This is a genomic window from Salipiger mucosus DSM 16094, assembly GCF_000442255.1.
In the GTDB taxonomy this organism is placed as follows: domain Bacteria; phylum Pseudomonadota; class Alphaproteobacteria; order Rhodobacterales; family Rhodobacteraceae; genus Salipiger; species Salipiger mucosus.
In genome coordinates this window covers 142,457-164,666 of record NZ_KE557276.1, presented here as the reverse complement: position 1 = coordinate 164,666, position 22,210 = coordinate 142,457, and the positions used below count along the sequence as shown (strand labels likewise).

19 protein-coding genes are annotated in these 22,210 nt (G+C 69.7%); all 19 read right to left on the bottom strand.

Going from position 1 to position 22,210, the window contains the following annotated elements; all coding sequences use genetic code 11:
- Positions 1-4: 4 nt before the first annotated feature.
- Positions 5-3,412, bottom strand: coding sequence for an SGNH/GDSL hydrolase family protein (locus tag SALMUC_RS12840; RefSeq protein ID WP_021120333.1), 3,408 nt, complete (start codon positions 3,410-3,412; stop codon positions 5-7).
- A 10-nt stretch (positions 3,413-3,422) separates the two neighbouring features.
- Positions 3,423-6,764 (bottom strand): TipJ family phage tail tip protein, encoded by a 3,342-nt coding sequence (gpJ, locus tag SALMUC_RS12835; protein ID WP_020038625.1) that lies wholly within the window; start codon positions 6,762-6,764, stop codon positions 3,423-3,425.
- Positions 6,761-7,150, bottom strand: coding sequence for a C40 family peptidase (locus SALMUC_RS12830; RefSeq protein ID WP_020038626.1), 390 nt, complete (start codon positions 7,148-7,150; stop codon positions 6,761-6,763). The genes gpJ and SALMUC_RS12830 overlap by 4 nt, the downstream gene beginning before the upstream one ends.
- Positions 7,147-7,671: a hypothetical protein gene (locus SALMUC_RS12825; RefSeq protein WP_037371870.1), complete on the bottom strand. Its 525-nt coding sequence runs from the start codon at positions 7,669-7,671 to the stop codon at positions 7,147-7,149. Before SALMUC_RS12825 ends, SALMUC_RS12830 begins: the two co-directional genes overlap by 4 nt.
- Entirely contained in the window at positions 7,668-8,090 is a 423-nt protein-coding gene (locus SALMUC_RS12820; protein WP_020038628.1) for a hypothetical protein, read from the bottom strand. Before SALMUC_RS12820 ends, SALMUC_RS12825 begins: the two co-directional genes overlap by 4 nt.
- Positions 8,087-12,022 carry a phage tail tape measure protein gene (locus SALMUC_RS31115; protein WP_020038629.1) on the bottom strand — a complete coding sequence of 1,312 codons (3,936 nt, stop codon included), beginning with the start codon at positions 12,020-12,022 and terminating at the stop codon, positions 8,087-8,089. Before SALMUC_RS31115 ends, SALMUC_RS12820 begins: the two co-directional genes overlap by 4 nt.
- Entirely contained in the window at positions 12,019-12,330 is a 312-nt protein-coding gene (locus SALMUC_RS12810) for a DUF7697 family protein (RefSeq protein WP_020038630.1), read from the bottom strand. Before SALMUC_RS12810 ends, SALMUC_RS31115 begins: the two co-directional genes overlap by 4 nt.
- On the bottom strand, positions 12,327-12,788 hold the full coding sequence (locus SALMUC_RS12805; RefSeq protein WP_020038631.1) for a hypothetical protein: 462 nt from the start codon (positions 12,786-12,788) through the stop codon (positions 12,327-12,329). The genes SALMUC_RS12810 and SALMUC_RS12805 overlap by 4 nt, the downstream gene beginning before the upstream one ends.
- The gene (locus tag SALMUC_RS12800) at positions 12,788-13,762 is read right to left on the bottom strand and encodes a phage tail tube protein (protein ID WP_020038632.1); all 975 of its coding nucleotides are present in this window, start codon (positions 13,760-13,762) and stop codon (positions 12,788-12,790) included. Before SALMUC_RS12800 ends, SALMUC_RS12805 begins: the two co-directional genes overlap by 1 nt.
- A gap of 4 nt (positions 13,763-13,766) precedes the next feature.
- Positions 13,767-14,204: a hypothetical protein gene (locus SALMUC_RS12795; RefSeq protein ID WP_020038633.1), complete on the bottom strand. Its 438-nt coding sequence runs from the start codon at positions 14,202-14,204 to the stop codon at positions 13,767-13,769.
- Positions 14,204-14,875 carry a DUF6441 family protein gene (locus SALMUC_RS12790; protein WP_020038634.1) on the bottom strand — a complete coding sequence of 224 codons (672 nt, stop codon included), beginning with the start codon at positions 14,873-14,875 and terminating at the stop codon, positions 14,204-14,206. Before SALMUC_RS12790 ends, SALMUC_RS12795 begins: the two co-directional genes overlap by 1 nt.
- Positions 14,872-15,174 carry a head-tail joining protein gene (locus SALMUC_RS12785; RefSeq protein WP_020038635.1) on the bottom strand — a complete coding sequence of 101 codons (303 nt, stop codon included), beginning with the start codon at positions 15,172-15,174 and terminating at the stop codon, positions 14,872-14,874. Before SALMUC_RS12785 ends, SALMUC_RS12790 begins: the two co-directional genes overlap by 4 nt.
- A gap of 6 nt (positions 15,175-15,180) precedes the next feature.
- Positions 15,181-15,564, bottom strand: a complete 384-nt coding sequence (locus tag SALMUC_RS12780; RefSeq protein WP_020038636.1) for a hypothetical protein — start codon at positions 15,562-15,564, stop codon at positions 15,181-15,183.
- A 66-nt stretch (positions 15,565-15,630) separates the two neighbouring features.
- A complete protein-coding gene (locus tag SALMUC_RS12775; protein ID WP_020038637.1) occupies positions 15,631-16,668 on the bottom strand; it encodes a major capsid protein in 1,038 nt (345 codons plus the stop codon).
- Positions 16,669-16,747: 79 nt separating this feature from the next.
- Entirely contained in the window at positions 16,748-17,116 is a 369-nt protein-coding gene (locus SALMUC_RS12770) for a head decoration protein (protein ID WP_020038638.1), read from the bottom strand.
- A 56-nt stretch (positions 17,117-17,172) separates the two neighbouring features.
- Positions 17,173-18,594, bottom strand: a complete 1,422-nt coding sequence (locus tag SALMUC_RS12765; protein WP_020038639.1) for a S49 family peptidase — start codon at positions 18,592-18,594, stop codon at positions 17,173-17,175.
- Between the two features lie 4 nt (positions 18,595-18,598).
- Entirely contained in the window at positions 18,599-20,203 is a 1,605-nt protein-coding gene (locus tag SALMUC_RS12760; protein ID WP_037371869.1) for a phage portal protein, read from the bottom strand.
- The gene (gene gpW, locus SALMUC_RS12755) at positions 20,203-20,424 is read right to left on the bottom strand and encodes a gpW family head-tail joining protein (RefSeq protein WP_020038641.1); all 222 of its coding nucleotides are present in this window, start codon (positions 20,422-20,424) and stop codon (positions 20,203-20,205) included. The genes SALMUC_RS12760 and gpW overlap by 1 nt, the downstream gene beginning before the upstream one ends.
- Positions 20,414-22,165 carry a phage terminase large subunit family protein gene (locus tag SALMUC_RS12750; RefSeq protein ID WP_245584706.1) on the bottom strand — a complete coding sequence of 584 codons (1,752 nt, stop codon included), beginning with the start codon at positions 22,163-22,165 and terminating at the stop codon, positions 20,414-20,416. Before SALMUC_RS12750 ends, gpW begins: the two co-directional genes overlap by 11 nt.
- Positions 22,166-22,210 lie beyond the last annotated feature (45 nt).

The window sequence follows — 22,210 nt, the reverse complement described above, 5'->3', positions numbered from 1 at the left end:
GCCGTCACCAGCCCGTCTCGAGCGCATAGGCCGCGTAGAGGGCAAGGCGCCGATCCGGAGAACTCGGCGTCCCGGCCGAGGCATTCGCCCCGTTGAGCCTCACCTGCACCACATGCCGGCGGGCTTGCTTCGGCGTGCCGTAGGCGCCCGGCTCGACCCGGTACTGCGTCAACCGCCATGCCGTGTCGTAGAGATCCACGCCGGCCTCGTAGAGCTGCCCATCTAGGTACACATCGACCAATCCGCCGGCAGGGCTTCGCCCGAGCGTAAGAAGGCAAGCCGAACCCTCAAACTCAAACGCAAGATAATCGCCATCGGTATCCGTGTAGTAGGTGAAAGGGTCCGACATTCTCCCGGCCTCGGTCGCCCAGGTGCCGTTGAAGGTGATCTCGCCAAACGGCACCTCGCGGGTGTAATCCGTCCCGAACACCATCCCCACAAGCTTAAGTGTGCCTGTCAGGCATTCGACCTGAACCGAATAGTCCGCACGTTGATACGAAGTATAATAGGGCGGAAAATAGGGCTCCGTCGCAAGCACGCGATTCACCTGCACCGATGCGTGCTCATAGGAAATCAAGTCCGCCGTGCCGTTCTGCCGCGTGAGCTTTGCCGTGAAGGTGAAATAGGGATCGAACAGCATGTGCACCGAGGACCAGTGAGGGTGCGAGAACTCGGCCACTTCGCCCGCCTCGAGCACCGTGACCCAGGTCGTTTCCGTCTTGCCGCCGACCACGATCGACGGGATCCGCTCGAGCGGCGTCGTGTAGCGCCCCTGTTGATCGCGGGTGCCGGTCGTCGTCACGGGATCGACCTGCAGGTGCGCGTGGCCGCCGAGCTTTGCCCATACTGAATTTTGCGCAGCGTCCGGCGCCCCGACGCTGCGCCGCGGATCCGGGTTCACCTCGCCGCGCGCGCGGATCTTCGGCGCCAACACCGACGACAGCGCCTCGGCGTAATATTCATGCCCGAGGGTCGATTGGTGCACCCCGTCGTCATACATGGCCTGACCAGCGAGCGTGCCGGCATACATGTAACCGTCCGTATCGACAAAGGCGCAGCCCATGGCGTCGGCAATCCGGCGCATCTGCAGACCGTTCTCGAAATACCCGGTCGGGTTACTTTCCCGGCCGTTCTCGGTGATGATCACCACCTCCGTTCCGGCCCGGCGCAACCCGGCGATCAGAACCTCGAGATGATGCATTTCGAGGGTGCCGGCGTTCGCGCCACTGTAACCGACAATCGCCAGGTCGTAGGGATCGGAGATCACGTCAGAAAGGCGCGGGCCGCTGTCCGGCGGCGAGACGTGGCGCGAGGCCTTGCCGATCATCAGGTGATGGGCGCGGTTCACAAGGCTATCACCGAGCGGCTTGGTGGCCTCTGCGACAAAGGCCATGCCAAGCTCGATATTGCTGCCGCCGGTCGCCATTTCGTCCCAGACGATCCGAGAGAGGTTCGGCAGGATGTAGTCGGTATTTGTCACATCTCCGTCAGGGTCGAACATCAAAATGGGCCACCGTGGACCGCCACCTGCACCATCGGTCAGGCTGGTCCCGAAAGTAGCAATCCTGATCTGGTCATCCTGCTTGGCGTGCTCCAGCTTCGATAGGAAACGCGGGATCCGCGAGGCGGGCAGGCTGCGCGGCAACTCCGAGATCTCGGTCACGCGGCTGGCGTTGGTCGTGACGCGCGCGACCGGCACGCAGCCGTCGTGCAGAAGACGGGGCAGGTAGCGGTACGCGCCGGTGAAGGCATCCACCACGACATAGACGGTTTCCGAGGCCGGAAGCGCAAGCGACGCCGCCGGCACCTCGATATCCCCGCTGATCCCCGAGACCGTCAGCGAGCGGATCGAGAGCGACAGCCCAACGGCCCGATAGGCCCCATCGCCGAAGGCGCGGGCGATCTTGTAGCGCGCGCCGTCATTGCCCACCAGCGTAAAGGGCGGCTCGTGCGGCGTCGTCGTGTCGTCCGGGTCATAGACCCACTGCCCACCCTCGCCGTCGAAGGTCGCCACGCCGCCCTTGATCGTGAGCGCGCCGACGCCGCTCGCACGATCGTAGGTGGTGACCGCGGCCATGGTGTCGAGCGTCTCGGTCGCGACCAGCTCGGCGGCATTGTTCGCCGCGTCGGTCGCCGCCTCTGCATCGGCAATGATCTGCGACAGGTCGGCCGAGGAGATGGCGTGCAGATCCGTGACCTCTTTCGCCCGCAGCGTGATGACCGCCGTCGTGCCGTCCTCGCCGTAGCTTTGAACATAGACGCAGGCGAAGTTGGCATTGCCGGGAGGTGCGATCACGCCGGAGACCGACAGCCGGGACACCCGCGCGGACAGCTCGTAAACCGGACCGAAGACCGCATCCGACACGGAGGCGAGTGTTTCGTAGCTGATGAGGTTCTTCTTCCCGTCGAGCCAGGCGACCCGAAGCAGGATCGCATTGCCGCTCGGATCGCTCGGGTTCTCGGTGCGCCGGAAACGGGCGGTGAACTCCCAGACATCCTCCGACAGCGCCACGGGGTCGCGGCGCGCGACAGTGCCAGCGCCGGTGACGACGTAGCAGTCACCCTGTCCGGCGACGTGCTCGATGTTCGCCGCGTCCAGCGGCGTCTTGTCCACGCCCGCGCCGATCAGCACTCCCGAGAACAGGCCGGGGTTTTCGCCGGGTCGATCCTCGGTGTGAACCGCGATCCGCTCGAGGTCCGCCGCGAGGCTGGTCACCGTGTCGAGGCTCGTGCCGATGGTGTCGAGGTTGATCGGCTCGGTCACGGTGATGTTGTCGACCTTGGCCTTCATGCCGTCGAGGCTGACGGCCTCGGTCACTGAGAGCAGCGCGAGCTTGGCCTTGGCCGCATCGAGGTTCCAGGAGCCGGTGATCAGCAGGTAGTTGAGCTTGGCTTGTTGGGCCGCCGTCAGGAACAGGTTTACCGTTCCCTGCGTCATGTCGTCCGACGTGCCGCTGAGCTGGGCCACCGTGACGCTGTGCGGATTGTCGGTGTCCGCCTCGTGGTCCGCGAGATCGCCCGCGACGGTGCCATAGCCGCTGTCGCCGATACGCACCCAGCGTCCCCAGGTGTCGTTCCAGCTGTAGCGGCCGGCGTTGTTGACCGTCGAGCCGTCGTATCCCGTCGCCGTGGCATCGGAGTGCGTGCCGGCATCGCTCGAGAGAACCTCGCCGCCGGTGCCGTCGACGCTCGGCGTGATGCCTTGAAGGTCGGTCCAGGTCGCCTTGCTCACCAGCCCGCTGACCACTTGGCCCTCGACGGTGGAGATCGCCTGCGCCACCGCACCGGAAGCTGCCAGGTAGGCGGCCAGGTTCTCGATCGAATATCGACCCGTACTTCCGTCCTTGTTGCCAAGCAGGCTATCCACGCTGCTGAGCACATCAAGCTCGGTCGATCTCACTCCATCAGGCATTACTCGATCCTCATGCGATTTCTGTATTGGCAGGGCCGGCGATCGACGCCGCCTGGCCCGTGTCGTTGAGCGGCTCCGCGTAGTAGTCCCAGTCGCCCTGCGGCGCGCAGGCTGCGGTGCGCAGGTAGAGCGTCACCGCGTCCACCGACCCTTCGAAGCTGCCATCCTTGGCGAGCGCGAAATCCGTGTTGCCGCTCGCAACGGTCAGCTCGTCGAAGTGGCGGCCGGCGGCGCTGACGGCGCTGCCCGAAGCCGTCGTGCCGCCCGTGAGCTGCGGCGTGACGCTGCCGCCGACGTAACCGGGCACCGTCCAGGCCAGGCGCAGCACATCGCCTTCGGTGAGGCTCAGCGCCTGGCTCAGCTCACTCGCAGCCGGCGGGGCGCCGGAGGCCACGCCAGCGCCGATGGTCCAGCCGAGACCCTTCGACCAGTCGGTGTCGGCGTCGAAGTAGCCGTTCGCCAGAAGCGTGTCGCGGGTGGCGTCGCCATCGATCACCGTGACGGTCGTGCCGGCCGTGACGGCAACGGGATCGCCCACGGCGTGCAGATCGGTGTCGAGCGTGTCGCCGGCCGGAACGCGGTAGAGCTGCACCTGCGTCGTGCCGCCGGCCGGCACGGCGATCGAGATCGCTGCGTGGCCGAGCCCGCCCGAGGCGGAGATCGCCTGCGTCTCCAGGTCATCCGGCTGCTCGACGGCGCCGGTGCCCACGGTATGGGTGACGGTCGGCGTGTAGCTGCCGGCGGTGCCGTCGACGCCGAGGGCGCGGGCGCGCAGCTCGAGAATCTCGCCGTCCGCGTAGCCGGTGATCTCGCTGCCGCCGGTAGCCACGGGGACGGTGACCGTTGTCCAGGGCGTGGCGCCCTGTAGCCGGTGGTCCAACTCAAAGCTGGCGAGGTAGCCGGTCTCGCCCTCGCCGGGCGCAAGGCGCACGTTCAGCGACAACTCGGCATCCGGCGCCCCGCTTATGGGGGAGAAGGGCGAGTAGTAGGTCGAGCTGTCGACGCCGAGGATGCGCGGCGTAAGCGGTGCGGGTAGCGCCAGGGCAATCGAGCTTCCCACGGTGCCATCCCAGGGCGGCGGGACCTCCGCGTCGGTCAGCTCGTCGATCTCCGGCGCCGCGTCCACCATGGTGAGCCGCGCCGAGAAGTCCTCGCCGGGCTCGATGTCCGTGACCCGCAGCGCTCGGCTTTCGGTGCTCGTGGGCCCGATGTGGACGACCTCGCCGACGCGCGGGCGATCCTCGGTGCCCGTGATGGCAAAGGCCCGGGTTGGACCGGCCGCCCAGAGAAGACTTGCCACGACGGAGCTGCCGATGCTGTCCTCGGCGTCCGCGAAGACCCGGAAACGCATCCCGTAGGCCGCGCCCTCCGGCATGGTCAGATCTTCGTCGATCTCGACCAGCGCGCCGTCGACCGACTTCACCCGCGCCACGAGCACGGTCTCGTCGAGCACGTCCCAGGCGCCGATGACCTGGTCACCGCGCGTCACGACCCGGGCCGCGCCGTCCTGCATGCAGCTGTAGGTGTCCGGGCGGTGCAGGATCTCGTACCAGCGCCGGCGCCCTTCGATCCAGATCTCGGCCGGGTCGGTCTTGCCGGGGAAGCGGAACTCCTCCGTGACGCGGATGGGCCCCTCGTATCCCGGGCGCGGGATGATCCGGACGGCGGGCTCGTGGTCGCGCGTGGCGTCGTTGAAGGGCACGCGCAGGGCGTCCGGCGGGTCGAGGTATTGCCGCGACCAGCGGAAGTCCGAGCTGTTGCGGGTGTCGATGTGGTCAACGACCTGCGCCTCCGGCCTGTCGATCACCACACCCCACTTCACCCCGTCGTGGCGCGGGCGCGCCCGGCCCGCCGCCGCGATCTGGCGCAGCGCGTCGCCGAGGCTCTGCTCGTCCTCGTGCACGCGGTCATATTGCAGGCCCTTGGCGGCACAGAACTCGTGCCAGTCCTGCATGATCTCCCAGTCGATCTCGACATCCGGAACCGGGTAGACCGAGGCCGGCGACTGGAGCGCGGCGACGAAGACCGAGGCCGGGTTGCGCGAGAGTGCGTCGCTCCAGTTCGTGCCATCCCAGTCGGGCGCGTAGCGCTGGACCACGGCGTTGAAGGTGTCGACCTGGCCGTTGAGCTGGTAGGTCGCGCGGGCCCGCATGGCGACCAGCGCCTGCGGCACGTCGACGTCGAGCGGGTATTCCGGCCGGACCGACTGCACGGACGCGAGCATCACGCGGTCCCGGTAGCGCGTGTTCGTGCGCTCATCGGTCATCCGGGTGACCTCGACCTGCCAGCGACCACGCGAGGGCGGCTGCCAGGAATACTGCCGGAAGAAGGGCTCCTCCTTCTCCGCGAGGAAGTCGAGCGTGTCGATCTCCTCCCAGGGATCGCCATCGCCCTGCCGGTGACGGATGCGCAGGCTCACCCCGAGGGGCTTGGGGTCGTTTTCGCGGTTGAACCGGATGAGCCCGGACGGAAACCAGAAGATCAGGCTGATGATCTGCGTGTTGTCCGCGGTCACGCGCACCACGGGCGTCTCGAGCGAGGCCCCGTCGATGATTTCGCCGCCATCGTCGCGCGGCAGCGGCCGGGTCAGCTCGACGCCCGCGCGCTCCTCGAGGACCTGGCGCGGGTAGAGCGTGACTGGATCGTCGCCCTCGACACCCTCGCGGATCTCGGTCTCGATCTCGTCGAACTCCTCGATCGGCGTGTCGCCGATCTTCAGGTCGGAGATGTCCAGCCGCCCGGGCCCGAAGCCGAAGAGCACCCGGGTGTACTGCTCGTCACCGACGATCTCGGTGTAGGGCCGCGCGGCATAGGGCGGCGCGTAGCGGTGCCGCCCGGCCACCCACGGCACCGGGTCGTCCGGGCGAAGCGTGTTGCTCCAGCCCTGCAGGGTGTAGCGGTTGCGGCGCTTCTCCTGCTCGGGCACCTCGACCGGCACCAGCGCGTTGACCAGCGCACTGCCGATCAGGTTGAGGCCGAGCGCCGTGAGGCTGATCTGCGTCGAGGTGGCCGCGGACCCGAAGAGCAGCCCGGCGACCGGCTGCGCCAGCGCCAAGGCCGCGATCGAGACCACGGCCAGCAGCACCGAGCGCAGCCCGCCCTCGTTGCCGGGCACCAGGCGAATGACGACCCGCACGCCCTCGCGCGGCCGCACCTGCGCCCAGTAACGCGCCTCGATCACCGCCGCGCCCTCGCGGGTGACCAGCGTCACGCGCAGCTGGGCGCGGTCGCCATCGGGCAGCCCGGGCAGCGCTTCGGCAACGATCTCGGCCAGGGTCAGGCCCTCGGGCATCTCTGTCTCGGTGCGCGCCATGCCGGGATCGAAGAGCGGCGCGGAAAGCACGCGGGTCATGTCGCCCTCCGGTAGGTCCAGGCGCCGAGGAAGCGTGGCGCCCAACGGGGCTGGGTGATGTCGACGATGCAGGCGCCCGTCTCGGGCATGTGCAGCATCCGCCGGGTATCGACCGCCACGCCGACATGGCAGCGGTAGCGCGCGCGCCGGAAGAGCAGCACGTCGAAGGCGGCAGGCTGCGGGCTCTCGACCCAGTCCGAGGCGGCGGCATCGGTGATCAGCCGGTCGAGCTCGGCGCGCTCCAGCTCGCAGACCTGCCCGCCCGCGTAGTGCGGCAGCTCGATGCCCAGCACCTCGCGGTAGACGCGCCGCACCAGGTGCCAGCACGGCAGGCCCGCGGCATCGGCCCCGGCCGGAAGCCCGACGTAGGCGTTGGCCCAGCTCATCGATGCAGCCCCGGGAAGCGGTCCTTGGTCATGCGCATCATGGGGAAAGGCTCCTCCTCGATGGGTTGGCGCGTGATCGAGATCACGACCTCGCCGGCGTCGCCCTCGGCGCCCACCATCACGAGGCCGCGGTATTCCGCCTCGACAAGGTCGGGCGAGCCCGCCAGCACCACGGCCATGTGCACCGTGGCGCGCGTGGTGACCGAGCGCAGCGTCGCGGCGATGTCGTTGCTGACGTTCTCCAGCACGAGCGAGGCCGCCGCCGGCGCGTCCTCCTGGTCGCCTGGCAGCTCGGCCGAGACGAGCACGAACCAGTAGGGCTCGGCGGTCGGGTCGACCCCGTTCCAGCTCGAGCGCGTGCCATAGCGCAGCGGGTCGGTGCTGATCCGCTGCGTCGGGTCGGTCGAGAGCCGGACCGGCTCTGCGAGATCGGGGTGCTCGACCTGGAAGAGCGCGATCTCCAGCTCGTCGGAGATCGGCGCATCATGGGCCGTGCGGGCATTCACGGAGATCCGTCTCATGGCATCACCCAGACATCGAAGGACACGCGGAAACGCAGGCCGTCCACCGCGTCTTCCGGCGGGTTGTCCCCGAAGAGACAGAGCCATTGCTTGGCCAGCAGTATCGGCGTGCCGTCATGGGTCAGCACCGGGGTGCCGTCACTGGTGAGCATCGGCCAGCCATCGGTCGTCGGGTCGGGCATCCAGAAGGGCGTGGCGCCGTGGGACACCGTCTGGACGTAGAAGGTGTCGAAGACGGCCAGCTGCCAGCGGTAGAGCGTCACCGAGAGCTGGACCGGCCGGGCGACGGCCGAGGTCCGCCGGCGATAGCTCGGCGGGCCGACCTCCGCCGGGCGCAGCTTGCGCGGGTCCTGCCGCGACAGGCGCAGATCCCGGCGGCTGGGCCGGGGGAGATCTTCGGGCCAGACCGGAACCGTCATCGGCGGGGCATCCTCGGGGTCACGTTGAACTGGTCGCGCATGGTGCGGCGCGCCTTGCCGCCGGGCGTGCTGACGCCGCGCGCCACGGCGTCCGACATGACGTACTCGGTCCGGCGTTGCCCGGCCTCGACCCGGTCGCGTTGCTCGACATCGATGCCGCGCCCGGACTGGTCGATGAAGGTGACCTGCGGGGGCGGCGCTGCGACGGGGGTCGCGGCGACCGGCCCGGCGCCCACCAGCCCGCCGTCGGCGAACTTCGGGATGCGCCGCTGGCGGATCGCCTCCATGAAGGCCACGCCGTAGTAGTCGACGGCCGCCGCCGGCTGCATGAACTCGCCGCGCGAGCCCCAGAGCAGGAGGTCATCGCTGCGCTTGCCGCCGGGGCCATGCAGCAGCCCCGCCGCGCGGGGCACCGGCTTGCGCGCCCGGCCGGCGGCCCCGATGCGTCCGCCATCGGCGTAGAGACCGCCGGAATCGAGCGCCTGGCGGGAGCCGACACCGCCGCCCCCTGCCCCGACCGACAGGCTCAGACCGCCACCTGTTCCGAGGCCGGAGAAGATGGTGTCCATGAGCTGCGCGAGTTGATCCCAGACCGGGTCCCAGACGATCTGCCAGAGCTTGTCGAGGAACATCTGCGCGAAGTCCTCGATGAAGGCCTCCGGCCCATCCCCGCCCGGCTTGAGATTCTCGAAGACGCTTTCGATCTCGCCCTTGTAGCCCTGCAGGGCCTGGGCGTTCTCCTCGGTCGACTTCGCGTCGCGGTCCTTCTCGGCAACGAGGCGCCCGTAGGCGGCGGCCTGCTCGTTGATGACGTCGATCAGACGGCGGCCGTCGGCGGCGAGCGCGGTCTCGACGTCGAGCCCCTCTTCCTTCGCGCGCTTGAGCGCCTCGTAGCGGAAGGTGAGCCGCGCCTGTTCCTCGACGCTGCGCCCGGCGAGATCGGCCTCGAGCCGGAGCTGCTCCAGCTGATCGCGGCCCACGGCCAGGACCGCGGCGCGGGCCTCGGCCTGCTCACGCGCGGCTTCCGCCTGCTCGCGGTCGCGCTCCGCGCTGTCCTCCGCCCGCCCGCCGACGTTCTGGTCGTAGGCGGTCAGGATGGTGCCCGCGGAGACGCGGCGCAGGCCTTCCCACTCGTTGCGCAGCCCCGCGACATCACGGCCCCGCCCCTCGATCAGGATGTCGGCCATCTGGTCCTGCAGGTCGGCCGAAAAGAGCTCCCCGCCGGTCAGCCCCATCTCCTCCATGAGCCCGCGCAGGGTCTTCGAGACGATCTGGTAACGGCCGACCGCGCTGGAGTTGTGGGGATTGTCGGGATGCGCCAGCATCTTGCGTTGCAGCGCCAGCACCTCGTTCAGGGTCATGGCGACAAGGTTAACGTCCCCGCCGGTGTAGGCGCCGTAGTCCAGCGTCTCGTTGTACCCCCGGCCCTTGTCGGTGCCCTCGGCCAGTCCTATCAGGTCGCGCAGCCCTTCCTTGGCCGCCGCCGAGGCGGCCCGCCCGAAGGCCACGCGATCGCTGTGCGACCGGGTCCGCTGGTACTCGCCGTAGACACGGTTCAGCCGGTCCAGCTCACCGGCCGCCTTGGCCGCACTATCGGCGGCCTCGTCGAAGGGGCGATCATCGGAGATGTCTTTCGACTTGCCCTCATACTCCTGCAACCGATCCAGCAAGGTCTGCAGCTGCTCTTCGAGATCAGCAACTGCACTGACGTTCTCGCGAAAACCCGCGACGCCCTCAGACCGGAGCAACTTGCCCGTTTCCACCGCCTCGGTCAGCGCGCGGATGAGCCCGCTCAAGGCACTTTCGAAATCCGCCTCGGTCGTTGCCGCCTCGATTGCGGCAATCTCGTCTGCGAACAGCCCAGCCTCGCGCGTCATCTCAACAAGCGCTGGCAGTGCCTCATTGTCGGCCAACGTGCTACCGGACTCCGAGATCTCCACAAGGCGATCCCGCACCTCTTCGAGGTTCAGGCCGACAGCCCGCAAACGGTCGAACTCTTCGACGAATTCGCCCACCGACATCCCGCCATCCTCGACAGCCCAGGACATCTTCGCGAGCCGCGCCATGAAGTCGTTCTGCTCATCCTCGGGGAAGAGGCGCGCTTCGACATCACCGCGATAAAGGCCGGGCCGATTTGCATGGGCGAGCGCCATCGACCGGAAATCATCAATCCCGTCGCCGTCCCAGAAGGCGCCGGACAATGCACCGCGGGCCTCGGCATAGGCGCGCTCCAAATCGGTCCGTGCCTGCTCAAGAGCCGCGCGGGTCTGCTCCAACATCTTCTGCGTGGTCGCCGAGACCTCGCCGCCCAGTCCCTTCTGCTCCTCCGCCGCCCGCTTTGCGGCGGCCTGGTAGGCATCGAGCGCGTCGCTCGCGCGCATCGCGGCGGCATCCGCACGCTCGATGGCGTCGGCAGCGACATCGGTGTCGATCCCGAAGGCCACAAGCGAAGCCGCCGTGATCGCGAGTGAGAAGGGCCCGCCCAGGATGCCGGTCAGGCCCCGCACGGCGATGCCCATGCGGCTGAGGGGTCCGGCGGCGCGCGAGGCCGCCGTGCCGACGCCGGAGACCGAACCCGCGATCTCGATCATCGCGGCCCGCATCGCCACGGCCTTGGCGGTGACCAGCGTCATCCCCTTGCCGACGAGGTAGACCGTCAGCGCCTGCGCCACCCGCTCGGCCACCTCCTCGACCTCGGCGAAGTTCTCGGTCAGGAAGCGCAGCGCCTCTGTCAGGCGCCGCACGGCCTCCTCGGCCACATCCATGCCGCCGTTCTCGGCGGATTCGAGCTGCAGCGCCTCCCAGGCGGCCGCCAGTTCCTTGAGCGCCCCGTCGAGACCGCGCAGGCGCACCTCGGCCTGCTCCTGCGCCGAGACCTCTTCCATGGCCGCCGCCACCTCGCGGAAGCCCTCGGCGCCCTGCCCGGCCAGCGCGGCGGCGGTGCGGATCGCATCGGTGCCGAAGATCGTCTTGAGCGCCTCGTTGCGCGCCTCCTCGGAGAGACCGGCGAGGCCGTCCTGCAGCTCGCCCGCGATTTCCGCCATGGACTTCATGTTGCCCTGCACGTCGAAGAACTCGAGCCCGAGCCGGTCCATCGCCTCGGCCGCCTTGTTCGAATCCGGCGTGAGCCGCTGCAGGAAGGTCTTGAAGGAGGTGCCCGCGTCCGAGCCCGAGGAAAAGCTCGAGGCCGTGGCCGAGATCGCCGCAAGGAAGTCCTCGATCTCGACGCCCGCCGTACCGGCCACGCCGCCGGCCTGGCCGATGGCCTGGCGCAGGTCGTCGAAGCCGAACTTCGAGGTGAGCGCCGCGCCGGTCACGCGATCGACGATCTGCGTGAGCTGGCCCGCGCCCAGCCCGAACTGCTGCATGAGGTCCGTGACGAGATCCGCCGCCGGCGCCACGTCGGCGCCGAGCGCGCCGGCCAGACCCACCGAGGCGTCCAGCGCGCCGTTCAGGATATCCGTGACGTCGACGCCGTTCTTGGCCAGCACCTCGATCGCCTCGGCCGCCTGCATGGCGGTGAAGGCCGTGGTCGCGCCGAGATCCTTGGCGGCTGCCGCAAGCCGGGCGATCTCGTCTTCGCTGGCGCCCGTCGCTGCCTCGACGCGCTGCATCATGGCCTGGAACTGGCGCCCGGCATCCAGCGCGCCGCGCCCGAAGGCCACGACGCCGCCGACGAGCGCCGTGGTGCCCATGAAGCGCGCGAGGCGCTGCAGCGCGGGCAGCTCCTGCGTGACCGCACCGAGCGAGCCCTTGAGCTGGCGCGCGGCCATGTCGGTCTCGCGCAGCCCGGTGCTGGCGGGCTTGCCGGCCTGCTGGATCATCCGCAGGCTGCGCTGGCCGCTCTGGCCGAGGGAACGCAGGTCGGCCTCTAGCTGTTGCTTGCCCTCGGCGGAAAGCCGGATGCTGTATTGTCTGGTGGCGCGGCTCATGCGTCCTTGTCCTCGCGCTGCTTCGCGGCGGCCTCCAGGAGGCCGGCCTCCCAGGAGGGCAGCAGCAGGCTTGCGATGTCATCGGGAATGCCCTGCGCCCGGGTGAGCGCGAGGCAGGCGGGCATGTCGAGCCCGGCGTAGCCGCCGGGGCCGACGCGGCGCTGGTGGAAGATCTCCAAACCGGCCGCGGCGATGGCGCGCCCCTCGACGGAGCGCGGCGCGTGGGTGTCTTCGGGGCACGCGCCCTTGCCGCCGAACCGCTCGCAGGAAAAGCCGGGCGCGTCCCGGCATCCCGCGCAGTGGCTCAAGCCTCCGCCGTGGCGGTATCTTGCAAGGGCGCGGAGCCGTTTCCCTCCCGTTCCAACTCGGCCCAGGGGGCCAGCAGGCCCGCGTGCAGCGTCGTGGCGACGCCCGGAAAGAGATCGAGGAAGGTGTCCAGCGTCTCGGCGGTCAGCGGCGCGGGTGCGCCATCCTCGCCCTCGACGCCCTGCCAGCCGGTGCCGAAGCGCATCAGCAGCAGCTTGACCAGGTGCCGCGCGAGTTGCCCGCGCAGTGCCTCGTCGTGCTCCGGCCCGAGATCCTCGTCGTCGATGCACTCGGCATTGAAGGCGCGATCGGCGGGCAGCGTCTGGCGCGCCAGCCGCATGGCCGTGGCCTCCGCCTCGCGCAGGTCGCCGTAGGTGAAGGCACGGTGCGAGACCACGACGCCGTAGCCCAGCTCGATGTCACGCGCGCCGCCAAGGCGGCGCTGAAGCCTCAGAACCATCAGACCACCGGGTTCGCGTAGTCCGCGGTGGCGTTCTTCAGCGTGACCGTGATCAGCTCCGCCCCGCTCGCCGGCCGGTTGGTGCGCCAGTTGTAAGAGGAGCTGATGATGTCGCGGCCGTCGACCGGCACGCCGGTGCGTTCCAGCTGGACCGAGGGCACCGCGATCTCCAGGTCGTAGGTCGCGCTGATGGTCCACTTGAGCGTGAGCGCCAGGGCGGTGCCGTTGTTGGCGAGATCGTAGAGCGCGGCATCGCGGAAGCGCGCGGTGAGCGCGCCCGAGAGATCCCAGAAGCCCGGGTCCATCGCGGCGGCCGTGGCCTCGCCGTTCAGCGTCTCCTGGTCGGCGGCAACGCCGGTGTTGAGCGTGAGGCTCGCCTGGGTGACGGCCGCCGCCGCCGTGCCGTCGATCTGCAGCCCGCCCTGGAAACCCACCGGCACCGGGTCGGGATCAAAGGCGACGGGCGTGCTGTCGAGCGTGGCGCCGGCCTTGACCTCCTCGCGCCCGGCGAGGTTGAAGGTGACCCGCTGGCGCTGGCCGTTCTTGGCCGCCTGGATCTCCATGCCGGTCATCGCGAGACTGTCCTGCGTGAAGTGCTGGGACACGCCCACATGGCTGATGCCGTGGGTGGCCAGCAGCGGCGTGGGCTGCGCGGCGGCGGTGAAGACATGGGTGTAGTCGGTGGTGCCCGAGGTCGTGGGCAAGCCCAGCAGCATGGCCAGGTGCCAGCCGAGCGAGTTCAGGCCCATGGGCACTTCCATGCCACCCGAGAGGTTGCGCAGCCCCGCGACGACCTCGCCGGGAAAGGCATCGCCGTAGTTGGCATCGTCGTTGGCCAGCTCCCCGCTCGGCACGACGTTGTAGCTGTAGAAGGGCAGCGCATGGAACAGGCCGTCCGAGGCGCTTTCGGCGGTGCCGAAGGCGGCCTGGCGGCGGGACAGCAGCTTGGCTTCGTTTCCGCGGGCATTGGGCATGGGATCACTCCATCGGGTTGTCGGTGGTTTCGTAGTAGATCGTCACGGGCAGCACGGCGCCCTTGAGGCTGTCGGTCCCTTCCATCGGGACGACTTCGCTGTTCTCCGGCGCGCCGGGCTGCAGGTAGTCGACCGCACCGCCGAGCGTGCGGTTGGCCAGCAGAAAGCCCGCGACCGAGGTCAGCATGTTGTCGAGCAGTTCGTTCCGCCGGTCGGAGGTGTCGGCCTGCACGACGCATTCGATCTCGATGAGCCGGCTCCACTCACGAATGCCGGAACCGAGCCGCTGGTCCTCCTCCTCGGGATCCTCGGGCCGGATATTCATCAGGCCCGCTGCCGGGCAGGCGATCGGAAGCTCCTCTTCGCGCATCACGGCAATCGGCGAATAGATCGCGAGGACCTGTTCGAGGGCGACGACCGCGGCTTCATGCGGGCTTGGCATCAGCGCCTCCGGTCCGGCATCGTGCGGAAGGCCGCATCGATGTCCGACGCGAGACCGGCCACCGCCTCGCGGGTGATCTGCTCGATGTTGAGCCGGGGCTTCAGGCGGACCTGCGGCACCAGCACGAACATCGGCACGCTCAGCAGGCCGTAGCCCGTCTTGCGCGCGCGCTTGCTGCGCGACAGCGCATAGCCGCCACGCTTACCCTTCCGCTCGCGCTGGTTGTCGACCACCAGGAGCGCAAGCCCGTTGCGGCGCGGCACGAAACGTAGCGGGCCGAAACGGTGCTCCGGGAAGGTCTCGGGCGTCAGGCGCTTCCGGCCGACACCCTGTTTCGGCGCCGCCGGCGTCGGGATCGCAAGGAACCGCCCGCCCGTGGCGCGGATCTTCGAGCCTTCCTCGAAAGCGCGCATCAGTTGCGGCGCCTTGGCCGAGACCGTGGTGGCCGCCCCGAGCGAGGCGCCATTCTTCGGATAGGTCCGGCTCTGCCAGTTTTTCGACAAGCGCCGCCCGAGCCCGGCCGAGACGACATCCTGCCGCAGCCGACGCTTCAATCGGTCCCCCGCTGCGCGAAGCCCCTTGGTGACGGCCTGCTCGGAAATCCGCAGCTCATCCTCCATGAAGGCCCGAAGATCCCCCTCGAGCGCGGCCTCGATCCTGTCGCGCGTCATGCCGCCACCGTGTCGAGCAGGACCTTGTGGCGCCGGGGGTCGGGCACCCGGGTGTGCTGCACCTTGCGCCGCTCGGCCCCCATCGCGAGGATTGCGCCATTGCCGAAGCCGGTGAAGTCCTCCGCCAGGATCTCGAAGAGACCCGTCGCGTCCTGGATGCGCAGGCTGCCGACATCGGCGATGTCGTCAGGCCGCGTCGGCAGGAGGCGCACCTCCTTCGCGGCGCCATCGGGATCAAGCGTGGCGTCGATCCCGTGGCGCCGGAAGGTATCCCGGACACTGCGGAGGAAGGGGTCCATGGCGGATCAGCCGGCCGCTTTGTCGTCGGAGGCGGCGCTGTCGCCCTGCCCTTCGTCGGCACCGGCGAACCCCGCCTGATCGCCGGACTCGGACGACGCGTCGCCTGCCTTGGCACCGGCGGCACCCTCGGTGTCGGACGCCCCGGCATTCGCCGCGTCGCCCTTCGCGCCAGCGCTCTGGTCGGAGGTGGTGTCGTCGCTCTTCGCCGCCGGGGCGGACTTGACGCGGGCGCCCTTCTTCTCCGCCTCGATCTCCTTCGCCACATCGGCGGGCACCTCGCCGGTCCAGCCCTCGGGCAGCGTGCGCCGCGTCGAGAGGCCCGTCTTGTAGGTATGCGCCGCGCTCATCTTGACGTGCACCAGCGCGGCCTTGGCCTTGCTCTTTGCCATGATCTCTCTCCTCTGGAAGTGGCCCGGCGAATGCCGCCGGGCGCGATGTCGGGTCAGACCTCAGCCTCAGTTGGAGCTGTGGCCGCGCACCAGGACGGCGGGACGCATGCACATCGGCAGCGTCTGCATCATCGCCTCGACGTCGACGAAGCGGTCCTCCTGGCGGTCAGGGAAGAGCGCCGAGTAGAACTCCTGCCCGGGCAGGTTTGTCATGCCCACGTAGTCCGGCGAGCCGTTGAACTGGCGGAAGGTCTGGCGCGTGCCGAGCGGCAGGAAGCTGGCCTCGCCCGCGGGCACGAAGCTGCGGGTGACGGTGGTGCCGTCTTCCTGCGGGACCGGCCCCTCGCCCTGGTATTCCTTCCAGGTGATCCCGGCGAAGTCGAAACCCGCCGAGGTATCGTCGCGCAGCGGATCGCCGCCGTTCTGGTTCTGGAAGTACTTGTAGCGCTCCTTGAAGTCCGCGTGCCCCATGAGCTTGTCGGTGAACTCGGGATGGGTCAGGCCCAGCACGCCGGTCATCACGTCGCCCAGCAGGTTGGTGCGGATGTGCCGCGTAACTTCCCGCGCCTTGGCGCCGAGATCCGTGGTGCTCGTGCCCAGCACGAAGTCCACCGACTTGCGGGTGATGCCGAAGGCCGAGTGCAGGTCGACCAGCGTCGAGCCGTCGGCATCGAGCACCTTGCCCTGCAGGGCGCCCGCGCGCAGGTACTCCCGGGTGATGTCGATCGAGCCGCGCAGCTCGACCTGGCGATCGGCCACCTCGTCCATGACCTGCTTCAGCTCGGTCTCGGAGCCGAAGGCACGGATGCCGTCGACATCGTCGGCGACGATGCGCGACTTCAGCCCGAAGCGCTCGGTGCGGAAGTCGAGCAGGTCGCGCTTGCCGCGCGCCTGGCCCGGCAGCGAGGTGCCCCGGCTCGAGGACTGCACCAGCTGCAGCACGCCGTTGTGCTTCTCGATCGAGAACTTGGTGCCCCGGATCGGCTTCGGGACGAAGAGCCCCATGTTGCCGATCATGCCCCACTGGTTGGGGATCACGCGGATGGCCTCGCCGAGTTCCATGGCCCGGAAGGCGTCGTTCTGGAAGATGTTCATATGGGCCATGAAAAGGCTCCCTCAATTGCAGATGCGCCGCGCCGGGCGCGATGGTGAAGCCCGCCGGACCGTGCCCGGCGAGCCGGTCTCAGGTGACGAGGATGCCCTGCCCTTTCAGGCTGGCAGCCGCCGCGTCGCGCTTGGTCTCGGTGTCGTAGGAGGCGTCGAAGGTGAGCCCGAGGCGGCGCACCCGCGCGTGACGCGCCAGGACCACGGCCTGGACGTCGGCCTCGGCGGCCGCGGCGGGCGTGACCAGCACGGCCACGGCCGATTCCGAGCCGTCCGCGGCGGCTTCATCGCTCGCCACGTACTTCCCGGAAGCGGTCACCATGCCCAGCACGGTGCCGGGCTCAAGGTCCGCGCCGGCGGCGATGGTCACCTCATCGCGGCTGTACGCGTCGTTCTCCTCGAAGAGGAGGAAGTCACCGGGCGTTGCGCCCTCGCTCTTGGTCGGCATGTCGTGTCTCCTTCGATGCCAGGGGGGTCAGGTCGTCCCGGTGCTGCCGGGCGGGCTCAGTTCGCGAAGCGGCCCTTCATACGGTCCGCCATGCGCGGCGCATCGCCACCGGCGGCGGGCGGCGCGTCCAGCTCGGTGGCCTCGGCATCCATCGCCGCGCTCAGCGTCTGGCCGCTGCCCGACTTCGGCGCCGCCGCCAGGTGCTTGGCCGCCTCGTCGACGCTCATCTCGCTCTCGAAGGCGAAGCTCTTGGCGAGATCCGCCCGGCCTTCGGCCTCTGGGTGGTTCAGGATGCCCGCGATGCGGGTCCGCTCGTCGCTGGCGCCCTTGGCCGGGGCCGGATCGGGCGTGGGCGCGTTGGCACCGGGCTGCGCGGGGGCGCTGGCACTCGGCTGTGCCGGGGCATCGCCGCCGGCCTGCGTCGTGGGCGCGGCGGGCGTCGGCGCCTCGCTCGCGGCGGGCTGATGCGTCGGGGCCGAGGCGGCCTGCTGCGGGGGCTGCTGCCCCTGGGGATCGGTGCGATTGCTCATGGTCTGGTCTCCTTGCTTGCTGGCTTGCGTGGGCGCCGGAACCGACCGCCCGTTGATCTGCGCGAGGAAGCGCTCGAAGGCCGCGCGGGGGCTGGCCACCTCGTCGGCGAGCCCGACGTCCACCGCCTTCTGGCCGATGAAGGTTCCCGCCTCGGTGGCGAGCGCGGCCTCGGCGGTGAGCGCCGCGCCCCGGCCCTCGCCGACCGTCTCGGCAAAGAGGACCCGCAGGTCCTCGCATTCCTGCGCCAGGCGCGCGCGCACGGCCTCGGGCAGCGGCTCGTAGGGGTTGCCCTCGGCTTTGCGCGCGCCGGCGGCGATGACCGTGACGCGGATGCCGCCATCCTCCAGCCGCTGGCTGTAGTCGGCGTGCATGCAGATGACCCCGATCGAGCCCACCCCGCCGGAGCGCGGGATGATGATCCGGTCGGCCTGCGAGGCGAGCGCGTAGGCGGCCGAGAAGGCATGCGCCGAAACGAAGGCCCAGACGGGCTTCTCGGCGCGCAATGCGCGGATCTCCTCGGCCAGTTCGAAGCACATCGCGACCTCGCCGCCGAAGCTGTCGATCTCCAGCGCGACGCCGCGCACCATCGGGGACTCGCGCGCCGCCGTGAGCTGCGCCGAGATCCCCTCGTAGGACTGGTGCCCCGAGAGAGACTCGCCGAGAAAGCTGCCACGATGCACCAGCGAGCCGGTGATCGGGATCACCGCCGCGCCCTCGATGCTGCGGAAGGGCGTGCGCCGGCCCATGCGGATCTCGTCTTCCAGCCGGTCGTCCAGCACCGAGGCCTGCGGGCGCGCCCGGGTCGCGGCCGTGGGCTCGGCGCCCTCGACCTGCACCGGGGCGCCCAGCAGGCGCGGGCCGAGACCGGCGGCAAAGGCCGCGGCCTTGGCCGGCGCAGCCAGAAGCGGCGTGTGAAACACACGCTGCGCGAGTTGCGGGTAATCCATGGGGTCAGTCCTCTGGGGTCATCTGGGGCCCGCCGTTGTGGCCGAGCAGCTTCGCGAAGCTTTCCTGCATCGGGTGCAGCGTGCCCTCGGGCATGTCCGCGATCTCGGCCCGGATCTGGGCCATGTTGTCGCCGTAGTCGGTACCGGTCAGCTCGGCCGCCTCCTCCTCCAGCGTCGAGAGCCCGAGCGCCACGCGCATCGCGGCGGCCTGGGCTTCCTTGACCGGATCGACGAAGCCCTTGCCCGGTCCGATCCACTTGGCCCGGGAATAGGCCGGCCAGAAGGCGTGGAAGTCCGGCGCGCCCGCGGGCAGCACGATGTGCCCGTCGAGCACCTGCTCTTCGAGCCAGGCCATGAAGAAGGGCTGGCAGAAGCCCCGCGCGAAGGCCGTGCGCCGCGCGCTCCAGCCACGCCAGATCTCGATCATCGCCGCCCGGGCGCTCGAGTAGTTGGTCTTCGTCCAGTCCGAGGCCAGCTGCTCGTAGCTGATGCCCAGCCCCGAGGCGATGTTGCGCAGCACGGCGGATTCGAAGTCCGCGTATTGCGCCGCCGGCCGCGCGGTCTGCACCATGCCGATCTCATCGTTGGGATAGAGCGCCTGGACGCGCGCCCCGCCGACCTTCACGCCGCCGTTGTCGCCGTAGAACTTCTGGCGCGCCGACTGGAAGTTCAGGAAGCCCTCGCCGCCGCCATCGGAGAAGAGCTCGTCGATCACCTCGGGCCCCATGGGCGACTTGATGAAGGCCGCGAGCACCGCGTTGATCACCGCCGCCTGCAGCTCGACCCGGCTGTAGTGGTCCTCCATCCGCAGCCGCTCGACGATGGGCGCCAGCCGCGAGATCCCGCGCGTCTGCCCATCCCGCGTCTTGTCGAAGAAGTGCAGCACCTGCGGCCGGCCGTGGCGCGTCTCGCGAGCGATGCGCTTCCAGCGCCAGGGATCGGTCGTATCGGCCCAGAGCGCCTCAGGGTGGCCCTGCCGGAAGTGGTAGGCCCGGGCCACGCCGTCGCGGCTGATCTCGATGCCGCCGCGCAGCCGCGCCTGGTCCGGCCCGTCCATCGGGTTCGACAGCAGGTCCGGGTCCACCAGCCGCAGCGTCGTCTTCGTGGGCCGCGAGGGGCGCCAGTTCAGCAGACCCAACGCCTCGCCCTCGATCAGGTAGGTGCGGTAGGCCGTGCCGAACATCTGCGGCACCGGCTGCGCCCGCGTCGTGTCGGCGAGGCAGCGCGGGTCTTCCGCGTAGCTGCGCCAGCGCGCCTCGACCTCCTCCTTGAACTCGCGCGCCCACTCAGAGCTCAGCCCCAGCGCCCGCCAGTCCGGCTTCAGCAGCGGCCGGAAATTGGCGCCGATGACCGAGTCTACCTCCTTGGCGATCCCGCCGGCGGCCCAGCCGTTGTTGCGCACCAGGTCCCGCGCGCGCGCCGTCGCCCGGTCCCGGTTCGGCAGGATCTCGGAATCGACCGCACGGTTCGACGGCAGGAAGCCCGACATCGTGTCGATGCCGGTGTCGGCCGCGACGTAGGGCTCGGTCCCGGCGAACCCCGCGTCGCGGGCGCGCGCCGCGCCCTTCTTGCGTGGTACCAGCGGCACCCGGGTCAACGATCGCGTCATCAGAAGATCACCGGGCGCGACATGCGGCCCGAGGGCAGCTGGCCCAGCTGCCGTTTCAGGCTCTGTATGTAGCGGCGCAGCCGCGTCTCGTCGCCGGGGCCGTACTCGGTCCGGTGCCCGTCGTAGGCCACGACCGTCACGCTCTGCCCGACCATCAGCTCGTGCAGCGCGGTCTCGGCCTCCGCGAGGCGCGTCTCCAGTGTTGCGGTGTCAATCGCCATCGGGCCTCAGCACGTTGAGAAGACGCGTCGCCGCGTCGGTTTCCTTGGAACGGTCCTGCCGCGGCGCCCGGGCCTCGGCCCGCGCCGACAGCGGCAGCTCCGCGTCGAAGAGATCGCCCTGCGCCTCTGCCGGCGCGGTGCCGCGCTCGGTCGCCAGGGCATCCCATTGATCGTCCGTCATCGAGTGCCAGCCGCGTCGCATCGCGGCCGCCTCGGCGTAGTTCATCGTGTCCAGCGCCTCGTTGCGCCGCGTGGGCTCGACCAGCACCCACTTGCTCGTCATCACGCCGACCTTGTTGCGGCTCACCACCCGCGTCTCCGAGGCGAGCATGCGGAAGTACTCGTCGCCGAGCGCCCGCGCGAAACGGGTGTAGCCCCGCTCCTGCGGGTCCTCCTTGCCCAGGTGCTCGTAGAGCCCCGCCTTCAGCGAGGAGACGTTGAGGTTGAAGGCGCGCTTCTGCGCCCGCTTCGCCCTGCCATCCTTGCGCCGCTCGAACTTCTGCGCCGCCATGAGCGGCCCAGTCTGGGTCGAGGCGCCCTTGACGATGATCACCCGCGTCCAGGGATGGGTCTTGGCCCAGCTCCAGACGTCATCGGTCCAGGCGCCGCCGTCGATCGCCAGCATATCGAGCGCCAGCGGCAGCCCAAGCTCGGTCTTCCACTGCTGCTTCAGCAGCGCGTTGAGCGCCGCCCGGCCCTCGTCGTCACCGATGTGATGCGGGATCACCCGGTAGTCGACGACCCAGCGCCGCCGGTTGCGCCCGAAGGCCACGAGCTGCACCTCGATGCGGTCGTCCTGGCAGTCGACGCCCGCCGCGAAGATGATGCCCGTCGCCGGCAGCACGCCGCGCTCCAGAACCTCGCCCGGCTCGGCGTGCTCGGCCCGGTCCCGCAGCGCCTCCCAGTCCGGTGCGTCGGTCGCCTGCTCGTAGGGGAGCCCCAGAACGTCGTTCCAGAAGACCTGCTCCTCGCCCGCGTTGACCGTCGCCGCCGTGGCGGGCGTCTTGTCGCCGGCGCTCGCCTCGATCCGGGTCCAGCCCATGACCTGCGCGTATTCCACCGCGATCGAGGCCCAGTCGCGCTGCGGGGCGTAGGCCCGCCACAGGTGGAAGCCCGGGTGGCTGCCCTTGGGGTTGTGCTTCACCCATTGGCCCAGCCGGACGATCTTTTCCTTGTCCCCGTGCCGGATCGGCGCCTGGCAGCTCTCGCAGCGGAAGTGCGCCGCGCCGAGGTTCTCCGGGTCGATATTGGCCCGGAAGTTCTCCCAGGTCAGCGGCTGCATGGTGCCGCACTGCGGGCACGGCACGTGGTAGAGCCGCTGGTCACTGCGGCCATAGGCCACCGTGATCCTGCAGGTGCCCTTGATCATGGCCGTCGAGACGCGAAGGATCTTCGCGTCCTCGAAGCCCGAGGCCCGGCTGTCCGCCAGCTTCTCGGGATCGCCCTTCTCCGAGGGCTCGAACTTGGACAGGTCGTCCATGATGACCAGGCGCCGGCTGGTGCCGGTCAGGTCGGCCGGCGAGCCCGACGAGGCCACCTTGAGCGAGCCGTTCCGGTCCAGCGTCTCCTGGTTGAAGGTGTTGTCCCGGTTCTCGCCGCGCCCCGCGCCGAAGACCCTGATCAGCCCCGGCGCCTGGCGGCGCATGGGCATCCACTTGTTGTTCACCCACTCGCTGGCCGCGCTCCCGGTCGGATGCACGATCAGCGAGTCGAGCGGCGTGTACTCGTGCCACTCCGCCAGCGTCGGCTGGATGATCGAGACCGTCTTGCCCCACTGGGCCGAGCC